The organism is Arthrobacter sp. SPT-J7 (assembly GCF_059089965.1).
Window position 1 is genome coordinate 1 of sequence record NZ_JBNHFF010000008.1, and the last position, 11,461, is coordinate 11,461.

Annotated in this window: 12 protein-coding genes and 2 tRNA genes; 9 read left to right on the plus strand and 5 right to left on the minus strand. The window is 63.5% G+C overall.

Going from position 1 to position 11,461, the window contains the following annotated elements:
* From AC5RWX_RS13475 to AC5RWX_RS13495, 5 genes are all read left to right on the plus strand, one after another.
* Positions 1-441: DUF3566 domain-containing protein (locus tag AC5RWX_RS13475; RefSeq protein WP_494097514.1), on the plus strand; the 441-nt coding region annotated here is incomplete at its 5' end.
* Between the two features lie 60 nt (positions 442-501).
* Positions 502-575 (plus strand) — tRNA-Ile (locus tag AC5RWX_RS13480).
* A 36-nt stretch (positions 576-611) separates the two neighbouring features.
* On the plus strand, positions 612-728 hold the full coding sequence (locus AC5RWX_RS13485; RefSeq protein WP_240691783.1) for a DLW-39 family protein: 117 nt from the start codon (positions 612-614) through the stop codon (positions 726-728).
* A gap of 37 nt (positions 729-765) precedes the next feature.
* A tRNA-Ala gene (locus AC5RWX_RS13490) sits at positions 766-838 on the plus strand.
* A 91-nt stretch (positions 839-929) separates the two neighbouring features.
* Positions 930-1,835, plus strand: a complete 906-nt coding sequence (locus AC5RWX_RS13495) for a DMT family transporter (RefSeq protein ID WP_494097515.1) — start codon at positions 930-932, stop codon at positions 1,833-1,835.
* Positions 1,836-1,839: 4 nt separating this feature from the next.
* Here the strand turns inward: AC5RWX_RS13495 and AC5RWX_RS13500 are convergent, their stop codons facing one another.
* Positions 1,840-2,679 (minus strand): glycosyltransferase family 2 protein, encoded by an 840-nt coding sequence (locus AC5RWX_RS13500; protein ID WP_493943855.1) that lies wholly within the window; start codon positions 2,677-2,679, stop codon positions 1,840-1,842.
* A 130-nt stretch (positions 2,680-2,809) separates the two neighbouring features.
* Complete coding sequence (locus AC5RWX_RS13505; RefSeq protein ID WP_494097516.1) at positions 2,810-3,811, minus strand: hypothetical protein; 1,002 nt, start codon at positions 3,809-3,811, stop codon at positions 2,810-2,812.
* Between the two features lie 119 nt (positions 3,812-3,930).
* Here AC5RWX_RS13505 and AC5RWX_RS13510 point away from each other — a divergent pair, with 119 nt between their 5' ends.
* From AC5RWX_RS13510 to AC5RWX_RS13520, 3 genes are all read left to right on the plus strand, one after another.
* Positions 3,931-4,473 carry a peptidylprolyl isomerase gene (locus AC5RWX_RS13510; protein WP_493940588.1) on the plus strand — a complete coding sequence of 181 codons (543 nt, stop codon included), beginning with the start codon at positions 3,931-3,933 and terminating at the stop codon, positions 4,471-4,473.
* Positions 4,474-4,534: 61 nt separating this feature from the next.
* The gene (locus tag AC5RWX_RS13515) at positions 4,535-5,392 is read left to right on the plus strand and encodes a rhomboid family intramembrane serine protease (protein ID WP_493940587.1); all 858 of its coding nucleotides are present in this window, start codon (positions 4,535-4,537) and stop codon (positions 5,390-5,392) included.
* Between the two features lie 601 nt (positions 5,393-5,993).
* The gene (locus tag AC5RWX_RS13520) at positions 5,994-7,169 is read left to right on the plus strand and encodes an NAD(P)-dependent malic enzyme (protein ID WP_493940586.1); all 1,176 of its coding nucleotides are present in this window, start codon (positions 5,994-5,996) and stop codon (positions 7,167-7,169) included.
* Positions 7,170-7,266: 97 nt separating this feature from the next.
* Here the strand turns inward: AC5RWX_RS13520 and corA are convergent, their stop codons facing one another.
* Together corA and AC5RWX_RS13530 are read right to left on the minus strand one after the other, a co-directional pair.
* Complete coding sequence (corA, locus tag AC5RWX_RS13525; protein ID WP_493940112.1) at positions 7,267-8,262, minus strand: magnesium/cobalt transporter CorA; 996 nt, start codon at positions 8,260-8,262, stop codon at positions 7,267-7,269.
* Between the two features lie 3 nt (positions 8,263-8,265).
* The gene (locus tag AC5RWX_RS13530; protein ID WP_493940113.1) at positions 8,266-8,517 is read right to left on the minus strand and encodes a cell division protein CrgA; all 252 of its coding nucleotides are present in this window, start codon (positions 8,515-8,517) and stop codon (positions 8,266-8,268) included.
* Positions 8,518-8,776: 259 nt separating this feature from the next.
* Here AC5RWX_RS13530 and AC5RWX_RS13535 point away from each other — a divergent pair, with 259 nt between their 5' ends.
* Positions 8,777-9,421, plus strand: coding sequence for an aminodeoxychorismate/anthranilate synthase component II (locus tag AC5RWX_RS13535; RefSeq protein ID WP_494097517.1), 645 nt, complete (start codon positions 8,777-8,779; stop codon positions 9,419-9,421).
* Positions 9,422-9,522: 101 nt separating this feature from the next.
* Here the strand turns inward: AC5RWX_RS13535 and pknB are convergent, their stop codons facing one another.
* Positions 9,523-11,454, minus strand: coding sequence for a Stk1 family PASTA domain-containing Ser/Thr kinase (gene pknB / locus AC5RWX_RS13540; protein ID WP_494097518.1), 1,932 nt, complete (start codon positions 11,452-11,454; stop codon positions 9,523-9,525).
* Positions 11,455-11,461: the final 7 nt, after the last annotated feature.

The following is an 11,461-nucleotide window of genomic DNA, read 5'->3' on the forward strand; positions in this document are numbered from 1 at the left end:
AGCGGGCAGCGTCCGGCCAACGGCGGGCAGCGCCCCGCCGGGCAGCCCGGACTGGTGCGGCCGGCGCCGAAGGCCAAGGTCCGCCGTGCCCGCCTGCTGGTCAGCAAGGTGGACCCGTGGTCGGTGTTGAAGATGGCCTTCCTGCTCTCCGTTGCCCTGGGCATCGTCACCGTGGTGGCGTCGATCGTGCTCTGGACAACGCTGGACATCACCGGCATCTTCGACCGCGTTAACGGGCTGCTGAGCGAAATTGCCGGTACTGAGGGCGGCGGCTTCGACCTGCGCTCCTATGCATCACTGGGACAGGTTGCATCGTTCGCCACCATCATCGCCGTCGTGAACGTGGTCTTGCTGACCGCGCTGGCCATGTTGTCCGCGGTGCTGTACAACATCTCGGCCACGCTGGTGGGCGGCATCGGGGTCACACTGACGGACGACTGAGCCGATTTGAAGTTCCGGCCCGGCGTACTGTAAAGTCGTATCTCGGCCCGCAAGGGCAGGGGGCGTATAGCTCAGGCGGTTAGAGCGCTTCGCTGATAACGAAGAGGTCCCAGGTTCAAGTCCTGGTACGCCCACGGATTTACCCATCCCACCGATTTCGGGAGGACACCGTGAAGAAGTTGCTGCTGTTGGCAGCCGCGGCTGCGGGCGTGTTCGCTTATAAGAAGTGGCAGGAATCCGAAGCGGAGAGATCCGCATGGAGCAAGGCGACTGATAAAGTCGACTGACTCCGTCTCGGCCGGCAGATACCGGCCGAAACCCTCCGGGGGCATGGCGCAATTGGTAGCGCACCTGCTTTGCAAGCAGGGGGTTAGGGGTTCGAGTCCCCTTGCCTCCACCGGACGAGAGAGGCCCCGATCTGCGGATCGGGGCCTCTCTGCATGTGCGCCGGATGCGTGATTGCCCCGGGTCGCCCCTACGCTGATGTGGTGATCATTTTCCTGGCCACGCTGGCTGTGCTCGGCATTTCCGCCTCTGGTCCCATCATGGCGGCCACTGCAGCGCCGGCCCTCGCCATCGCGTTCTGGCGAAACATGCTCGGTGCCGTGGTGATGGGAGTTCCGTCAGCCATCGGCCAGCGCCGCGAGTTCCGGCAACTCACGACGTCGGACCTTGGCTACAGCGCGCTGGCGGCGGCCGCGCTGGCACTCCACTTCGCCTGTTTCATCACGGCGCTGCAATTGACCTCCGTGGCGGCGGCGACCGCTCTGGTCTGCCTGCAGTCGGCATGGATAGTTCTGTTTAATCGGCTTCGAGGAGTCAAGGCCTCGCGGCTAATCTTGTCCGGCGTCGGTCTCGCCTTCGTCGGGGTGCTGGTGATTTCCGGGTTCGACCTGCGGGTCTCCAGCGAGGCGCTCCTGGGCGACCTGCTTGGCCTGATCGGCGGAGCTATGGCGGGAATCTACACGATGGCCGGAGGGCGGGTCCGCCGCCGGCTCTCGACCGGACCGTACACCACCATCTGTTACGGTCTGTGCGCGGTGATCCTGCTGGTGATGGCGCTGGCCTTCGGCCAACCGCTGGTCGGGTTCCCTGTTGATGCCTGGGTCGGCATCATTGGCGTGACCGTCGTCGCCCAGTTGCTGGGCCACTCGGTCTTCAACCACCTGCTGGCCGTGCTGAGCCCGCTGGTTGTTTCCATGTTCATCCTGCTGGAAATTCCGGGAGCAGCGCTGCTGGCGGCCATTTTCCTCGGTCAGAGCCTGCCGTGGGGCACCTACCTCGGGCTCGGCCTCATCCTGGCCGGGCTGGCCGCCGTTGTGCTAGCCCAGAACCGGCCAAAACTGGTTGCTCCGGCGCCGGCCTCGGAAGCCACCGGCCCGCCCCGGGAATAGCCGGCTAGAGGCCGCCGCGGGGAACGCGCAGCTGGGTGCGGGCTTGGTGGACCCGGCGCAGCAGTTTTGCCGGGTAGTACACGGTCATGAAGATCAGCATCGGCACCTGAAGCACGCGGCGGTCGATCTTGTGCGCTTTGTACGTCCGCTCGAAGCGCGTGACGTAGTACCGGTAGTCCTTGGGCGAATCTTCCAACCGCCGGGCAGACATGCCGCTGATCATTTCCGGCACGTATTGGATCCTGAGAGCGTGGTCGGCCAGATGGACCGAAATATCGATGTCCTCGTGCAATTGGTCCTCTTCATCACGGCAAACCTCCTGGCTGATGATGTCCCAGGCTCCGCGCCGGATGGCCATATTGGATCCGAAGAGGAAGTGGTACTGCTTCTTGGCCAGCTTCAACACAAAGCGGCGCATGCGGTCGTCGGCCTGCAACCCGAAGCGGCGCATCGGCATGTCGTAGTACAGCACCGGGCCGGTGCACGCCATCACTTCCGGATCGGCGAAGGCGCGTTGCACCTGCTCGACCCAGTCAGGTTCCAGCACTGAATCCGCGTCGATCCTGCCCAGGATCTCTCCGGTTGCGTGGGCGAAACCGAAATTGCGGGTGGGAATCAGGCCCTGTTCGGCATCCTGCTGAAGCAGGATCAGCGGCACGTCAGGGTACTCGTCCTGCATGTGGCGGACCAAGTCTGCTGTTGCATCGGTGGATTTGTTGTCCACCACGATGATTTCCGCTGGCGCCACGGACTGGCACAGGGCAGCATAGATGCACTGGCGGATGACGGACTCTTCATTGAAGGCCGGAATGATGATCGATACCCCGGGCGCGGCGCTCTTCACGGCATGAATCTATCAGCCGTGTTCTTGGTGCGCGGGGAGGCGCGGGCTGCGCCTGGCTGCGCCCTGAAACGTCGAATGGGAGCCCCCATCCGGGAGCTCCCATTCGCAGGTCGGGTTGGTTCGTTAGGACTTACTCCTTGGCGTTCTTTCCCTCCGCCTTGTCGGCAACTTCAGCCGCCTTCTGCCCGGCCGAACGAGCCGAGCTGGAGGCGCCGTTACTGGAGGCACCAGCTGCTGCGGCAGTTTGGCCCGGGGCAGTTCCCGCTGCAGCATCTGCACCCACGTTTTCCACAGCATGCTTGGCCGAGCCGGTAGCAGAAGTGGTTCCCGCACTGGTTTCAGCGGTTGTTGCAGTCGGTGTTCCGGTGGTGGTGGGTCCCGGTACCGGTGCGGCAGCCGGGGTGGTGGGCTGGACCGGTGTCTTCCACGGATCTTCGACCGGCCGTGCTGCGCGCCAGGCGGCCACCGCGGCCACGGCTGCTGCACCGAGAATGCCCAGGATCAGCCAAACCTTGCCGCCGCCGGACTTTTGCTGCTCTTGGAGCCCCTTGGCGGCGGACAGCTTGGCGCTTCCGGCACCTGCCTTGTGGGCCTTGTGCAGCTCCATGGCGGTCAGCTTCGCTCTCTCAGCAGCCGCCTTCTGGATCTTCTTGATAGCCCGTTTGGATCCGCCTGCCTTGATCAGGGCAGCTTGAACCGAGGGAGGCACGGCGTCCTTGTCCAAGGCCCTGGCGACCTGGTCTGCGGTTGCGCCGATCCGGGCTGAGACGGTCGGAATGTACTCGCTGACCACCTTGTCGCGGGCATGCGTGATGGCCGGGGTTGCACGGTCAAGGGTGACCTGGATCCGCGGTGCCGCTTCATCCACGGCATGGGAAATCATCGGGGCCAAGCTGTCCAGCTTCTCCTGAAGCCGAGGCGTTACAGTGGCGACGCCGTGCGAAAGGTCCTTCGCTGCGGTTCCAATACCTTTTTCAATCCGCGGGACGGCCCAATTCCTAGCGGCTTCCACTTTGGGAGAGGCCCAGTCCTTTGCCGTTCCTACGGCGACAAAAATGTTGCCTTCTGCATCGCGGGCTACTCGATGGGTCTTCTTCACTACTACCTCCCGGAGATGGTGACGGTCGCTCATCAGCCTACTTCCTGTGCTTGGGCACGGCTATGCCGATCAAGGAATGCCGAGGATTTTCACTCACCGCGGAACCGGCCACAGTCGGGCTTCGGCGCAAAACGGCGTGGAAGAATGGTGCCATGACTGCTATTGCTACAGCTAAAGCCACTATCCATACCAACCACGGGGACATCGTGGTGAACCTGTTCGGCAACCACGCCCCGAAGACCGTGAAGAACTTCGTGGGACTGGCCACCGGCGAAATCACCTGGAAGCACCCGCAAACCGGTGAAGAGACCAACGCTCCCCTCTACGACGGCGTGATCTTCCACCGCATCATCAAGGACTTCATGCTCCAGGGCGGAGACCCGCTGGGCCAGGGAATCGGCGGCCCGGGTTACCAATTCGACGACGAAATCAACCCGGACCTGAACTTCAACGAACCGTACAAGCTGGCCATGGCCAATGCAGGCATCCAGGGCGGCCGCGGCACCAACGGGTCGCAGTTCTTCATCACCACCGTCCCCACCACTTGGCTCCAGGGCAAGCACACGATCTTTGGCGACGTCACCGACGAAGCCTCGCGCGCCGTCGTCGATTCTCTTAATGCTGTGGCCACGGATATGCGTGACAAGCCGCTGGAAGATGTGGTCATCAACAACATCACCGTAGAGCAGCTCTAAGTTGCCTACCGTCCCCGCCCGGAACGCCGGGCGGGGACCATGTCCCAGCAGGAGCGCCCCCATGTCCTACGGAATGCCAGCCGAACCGCCGCAGACCGATGTCCCTGTCTGCCCGCGGCATCCAGACCGCGTCTCCTATGTGCGCTGCCAGCGCTGCGGACGCCCGGCCTGCCCCGAATGCCAGCGCTCGGCTTCGGTAGGCATCCAGTGCGTCGATTGCGTCAGGGAAACATCCCGAAGCACGCCGTCAGTACGAACGGTCTACGGCGGAGCCGCGGTGATGGGCCGGCCGGTGGTGACCTTGACCTTAATCGGCATTTGCGCCGTCGCGTACCTGCTGCAGTGGGTGATCCCGGGCTTCACCGAACAGTTCTTGTACGCTCCGCTGTACACCCTGCCGAATCCTTACCTGCCGGCGGAACCGTGGCGGATGATCACTTCGGCCTTCCTGCATTCGCCGAACTTTCTGCTGCACATAGCCTTCAACCTCTACGCCCTGTGGATCCTGGGCCGGCATCTGGAGCCATTGCTGGGCCGCCTGCGGTTCCTGGCGCTGTACCTGTTGTCCGGCTTCGGCGGATCGGTCGGCGTGCTCCTGCTTTCAGCGCCCAATGTTCCAGTGGTTGGCGCCTCGGGGGCGATCTTTGGACTCTTTGGGGCCTTGTTCATCGTGCAGCGGCAGCGTGGCGGCGACGTGCGGTCGTTGTTGGTGCTGATCGGCATCAATGCCGTGCTGGGATTTGTGGTGGCCGGAATAGCCTGGCAGGCACATCTGGGCGGTCTGCTGGTCGGCGCCCTGTCCGCGGTGGTGCTGGCCTACGCGCCCAAGGGTAAAAACCGCAGCATCGTGCAGTTCGGAGGTCTCACAGGCATTTTCCTGCTCCTGGTGGCAGTGACGGCGCTCAAGGCCTTCGGCTAAACAAGCCAGGTTCGCCTCAGGCGGGCGGGTACTTCAGTCCTTTTCGGACTGCGGCACCTGCCCGTCTTCTTATTTCCCCAGCCTGTGGGTGAAACTGTGGAGAGAAACCGGTCGCGTTCGGCGGAAAAACGGTTTTATCCACAGGCGTTGTCCACAGTGAGGATAAGTTACACACATGTAGTTCCACAGGTGTGGATAACGCGATTCCGGCGATGAAGGGGCAGAATCGGGAATAATCCCCAAAGTTATGCACGCCTGTGGATAACTTCGGTCTACAAGTGTGAACACGTGGACAACTTAGACTCCAACCCATGCAGCGTGGCATGCCTTACCGTGGAGGGCGACACAATCCGACGGCAAGAGACACAAGCGGGCCCGGCAACCCGGCCGTCGGGTAACGTTAAAAATCCGGTCCCTGGCTCGACCAGCCAAGGACTGCGCCGGCCGTCCCGAACCCAGTTGACAGTCGAATGAATGTCGGGTCCTCGCGTTTTGCACGGCCTGCCGGGTCTTATCGAGGACCTGCTCCTGCCAGCCTGTGCCAGGCCGGGCCACCCATGCGCCCTTCCGTGATGGGAAGGATCAACAGAAGGAAACATACGTGACTACCGAAACCGGCAACTCCGCACGAATCGACCTCACCAGCGAGGAAATCTTCAGTGCCCACGAGGGCGGCAAGCTGCAGATCGGCCTCACTGCCCCGCTGGAAAGCAAGCGTGACCTTTCCATCGCCTACACCCCCGGAGTAGCCCAGGTCAGCCGTGCGATCAACACTGACCCTGAATTGGCGCAGAAGTACACGTGGGCCTCACGCTTGGTGGCCGTGGTCTCCGACGGAACCGCGGTCCTGGGCTTGGGCAACATCGGTGCGGCCGCATCGCTTCCGGTGATGGAGGGCAAGGCGGCCCTCTTCAAGCAGTTTGCCGGTCTGGATTCGATCCCCTTGGTCCTGGAGACCACCGACGTCGACGAGATCATTGAGACCTTGGTGAGGCTGCGTTCGAGCTTCGGCGCCGTGAACCTAGAGGACATCTCCGCGCCGCGCTGCTTCGAACTGGAAGCGCGGCTGATTGAAGCCTTGGACATGCCGGTCATGCATGACGACCAGCACGGCACCGCCGTCGTTGCTCTCGCCGCACTGACCAACGCCGCCAAGGTGGTCAACCGCGAACTGTCCTCGCTCAAGGTGGTCATCTCCGGAGCGGGCGCTGCCGGCATTGCCGTTGCCGAGATCCTCTTGGCTGCCGGCGTTGCTGACGTGACCCTGCTGGATTCACGCGGCATCATCCACAAGGACCGCGGCGACCTGACCGACATCAAGGCTGCCTACGCGGACCGCACCAATCCGCGCGGCACCACCGGCGGCAGCGCGCAGGCGCTCGACGGCGCGGATGTTTTCATCGGCGTTTCCAGCGGCACGATCCCGGAAGAGACGCTGGAGAAGATGTCCGACGACGCCATCATCTTCGCGCTGTCCAACCCTGACCCGGAAGTACACCCGGAGACGGCGGCCAAGTTCGCCAAGGTCGTGGCCACCGGCCGCAGCGACTTCCCCAACCAGATCAACAATGTGCTGGCCTTCCCGGGCATCTTCCGCGGAGCCCTGGATGCCGGAGCCCGCCGGATCACGTCCGCGATGAAGGTAGCAGCTGCCACCGCCATCGCGGACATCGTCGGGGACGATCTTGCCGCCGACTACATCATTCCCAGCCCGCTGGATTCGCGGGTAGCACCGGCGGTTACTGCTGCCGTAATCGCCGCCGTCGACGAAGGCTGACCGTTCCGCGCCGTAGCTCTCCGCAGCCCGTAAACAAGACAGGCGCCCGTTCCCGGATCCGGGAGCGGGCGCCTGGCGTTTCACCTAAGCGTGCGGGTTAGAGCCATTTATTGCGTTTGAAGAACCAATAGAGCCCCAAGGCCATCAGGACCATGAGGAGCAGAGCGAAGGGGTAGCCCAAGGGCCAGTGAAGCTCGGGCATCGCCTGGAAGTTCATTCCATAGATCGCTGCGACAAGAGTCGGAGCGAAGAGAATCGCTGCCCATGACGAGATCCGCTTGACCTGCTCGTTTTGGGCGACGCTGGTTTCTGTGAGTTTCTGCGCCTGCAGCGTCGAACTGAGGCTTAGGGCATTCTGCAGCACGGCCCGGAAAGCATTGACGCGCTCGGTTAGCCGGATCACGTGGTCCTGGACGTCGCGCAGCCCTCGGGCCACCTCCAGGTCCAGGGCATGGTCCTCCGGGCCGCGGTGCAGGATGGAAATGATGCTCTCCAGCGGCTGGATGGCACGCTGGAACTCGATGACTTCGCGCAGCAACTCGTAAATTCGGCGTGAAACGTTGGGGTCCCCGCCGAAGAGTTGGTCTTCGATTTCGTCGATGTCGTTCTCCAGGCCGAACGCCACCGGCTCGTACTCATCCACGACCTGGTCCAAGACCGCATAAAGCGCCGCCTGCGGGCCCGCCGCCAGCAGATCAGGTACAGCTTCCATCCGATGCCGTACGCGCGACAGGTCCGGCGACTCGGCGTGCCTGACGGTAATCAGGAAATTCTGCCCCATGAAGACGTGGAGTTCGCCGAACTCCACTTTTTCCGTCTCATCCATATAGCGGGCGGGCCGGAGCACGGTGAACAGCGTGCTGCCGTACCGTTCGAGCTTGGCGCGCTGGTGGCCGCGCAGGGCGTCTTCCACGGCCAGATAGTGCAGATCGAACTCAGCTGCCACGGTGGCCAGTTCAGGCTCGCTTGGCCTGTAGAGGCCGATCCACGCCATCCCACCGTACCGGTGCAGTTCGTTGAACGTCTGCTCCAGGTTTTTCGGGGTGGAGGCACGTACGCCGTTGACGTAGATGCCGTTATCGACCAGCACCACTGCCTACGAACGCCACCTGGTCGTCATCAGGAATCCGGCGATGGCGATGCCGAAACCAATCATGATGTTCCAAGACCCTGCGGCCGGCAGCGGCCACGCTCCCTGCGTGATGTAGAAAACGATGATCCACAGCAAACCCACGATCATGAGGCCGAACATCACCGGCTTGAACCAGACGGCATTGGGCGGGTTACCCTTGGCAGTCAATTCCTCGGGACGCCGTTCGGTCCTCTTGCGGCGCTTCGACTCGGGCACAGATCCTCCGGGGCAACAGGGGCGGTTGGCATTTGGACCGGGCGGCAGTCTCCACGCGAGTCCACCGCCGTCGGGCCGTCTAATTGTTCAGTCTAGCCAATGTATGTGACGTTCGCCGCCGCGCATTTGCCGGGAGCGCTGCCGCGGGCAGATCATAGTGGAGTGCTGCTGGTTGACGCAGGGCTCCCGTTATCCGGATCGGGGCTTGCCGCCGGCTCCACCAGTCTCCCATCCGCAACACGATTGGCCCGATCGTCACATGAGCAAATCCCCGCGCATCCTCGTCATCGACAACTATGACAGTTTTGTCTACACTCTGGTCGCCTACCTGCAGCAGTTGGGTGCGGAAACAACCGTGGTGCGGAACGACGACGTCACGCTGGATGAGGCGGTGGAACTGGCCGGAGCCCGCGACGGCGTCTTGGTCTCCCCCGGCCCCGGAACGCCCGCGGAAGCCGGCATCTGCATCGAACTGATCCGCTGGTGCGGCCGGGAGGCGAAGCCGATGTTCGGTGTGTGTTTGGGGCACCAGGCGCTGGCCGAGGCCTACGGAGCCACCGTGACCCATGCCCCCGAACTGATGCACGGCAAGACGTCCGACGTCACCCACCGCAACCAGAACGCCTTCGAAGGCGTGCCGAACCCGTTCACCGCCACCCGCTACCATTCCCTGGCCGCGGTGCGCAGTACTATTCCTGCCGAACTCGAGATCACCGCGGAGACCGAGAGCGGAGTGGTGATGGGCCTGGCCCACCGGAGCGCACCCCTGTGGGGCGTGCAGTTCCATCCCGAATCGGTGTTGACCGAAGGCGGCTACTTGATGCTGGGCAACTGGCTGGAATCGCTGGGCGCAGCGGGCACGGCTGTACGTGCTGCCACGCTCAGCCCGCTGATTTCCCACTGACTAGCCGGCGCTAACAATACCCGGCGCCGACAAGACCAGCGCAGACAAGCACCTGCGGTGGGTCGCGGAGCGCAGCGTCGGGCTACCTCGGCACTAGGTGATTAGTCGTTGCCGCGGCCGTTTCCGTTGCCTGAGTTGTTGCCTTCGCCCCTGTTGCCGTCCCCATTGTTGCCGTCCCCGTTATTGCCGCGGTCGTTGCGTTGATCCGATCCCCGGTCGGTTTCCGGCTCGGGAGACGGAGGCTCGACGGCAACGGCCAGGATGATCTCGGTGCCTTGCTCGACGTTGGTTCCCGCTTTGACGCTTTGTCCGACGACGGTGCCTGCCTTCACTACCTCGTTCTCGACTTCTTCCACCCGGTAGGGCAGGCCGACCGCGGCATCGTCGAGCATGGCTCCCGCGTCCTCGACGGTTTCGTTTACCATGTTGGGAACGCTGACCAACCCGTTCGACACAATCAGGTCCACCGTGGCCCCGGTCTTCACCTTCTTGCCGGGAGCGGGATTCGTGGTCACCACGTTGCCCCGTGGCAGGGTGGCACTGTTCGCGGGTTCGCTGTCCCCTGGCTCCAGGCCAAGTTGCCGGAGCTTGTCCCTGACTTCGGCTTCCGTGCGGCCGGCCAGATTGTCCGGGATAGTCGCGAATTCACGGCCCTGGGAGATGTAGACCACCACCTGGCTGCCCGATTCCACCTGTTCGCCGACCCCAGGGTGGGTTCGAGTCACCATGTCCTTTTCGACGTCGTCGCTGAACTCCTGTTCCACCCGGGGCTTGAGTCCGGCTTCCCAGATGGCATTGGTGGCATCGTTCTGGTCCATCCCTGCCACCGCAGGCACGGCAACGGTATCCGGGACAGCATTTTGCACCAGCACGTTGTACAGGTAGTAGCCACCGCCCACCAGCACCAGCAGGAGAGCGATCACCAGCGTCACCGTCCAGGCCCGGCGCCTGGCCCGGCGTTCGGGTTCAATATCGTGCTCAGTGCCCACTGCCAGGGCGGTGGGCATCTGCTCACGGTCGTAGGCGGCGGTGTGCGGACCAGCGTCGTCCTCGGGTGCGTAATCCGTCGGCGTCAGTGCCGAGGTCTGCCCAGACACCGCCTGAGCCTGCTGAGTGATCAGTTCCGTGGCCGCGGCCTGGGCGGGAAACGCTTCCGTTGCCGGACCGGACGGCTGGTGCAGTTCACCGTGCGAGGCCGCGCGCAGCGCTTCGGCAAATGCTGCGGCTGTCTGGAACCGGTCGGCTTTGTCCTTCTGGAGCGCATGCTCCAGCACGGAATCAAGCGCCGGGGTCACCGCCGGGTTGAAACGGCTGGCAGGTTCGGGAAGTTCGCGAACATGTTGGTAGGCCACCGAGACCGGGCTGTCGCCGATGAACGGCGGCCGGCCGGCAAGCATTTCGTAAAGCAGGCAGCCCGCCGAATACAGGTCGCTGCGGGCGTCGACGGTTTCGCCACGGGCCTGCTCCGGGGACAAGTACTGAGCGGTTCCCAGAACCGCCTGGGTCTGCGTCATTGTTGCGGCCGAATCGGCCAGCGCCCGGGCTATGCCGAAGTCCATGACCTTGACGCTTCCGTCCGGCGTGACCATCACGTTGGCCGGCTTGATGTCCCGGTGCACAATGCCCGAGCGGTGGCTGTATTCGAGCGCAGCCAGAATGCCGAGCGTGTAGGCGATCGAGTCGTCGATGCCGAGCTCGTGGCCCTTGATGAACTCGCGCAGCGTCCTGCCTTGGACGTACTCCATCACGATGAAGGGAACCTTGACGTCGTGCGCCGCTGCTCCGGGCAGATCCATGTCGCCGGTGTCGTAGACGGCAACAATCGCTGGGTGGTTCAGCCCGGCCACCGCTTGGGCTTCCCGCCGGAAGCGGGACTGCAACATCGGGTCGCGGGCAAGATCGGCGCGCAGTTGCTTGATCGCTACCGAGCGGCCCAAGCGGATGTCGCGGCCCAACAGGACGTCGGCCATGCCGCCGCGTCCGATGAGTTCACCAACCTCGTAGCGGCCAGCCAGTATGCGCGGCGAGTCCACTGGTTGT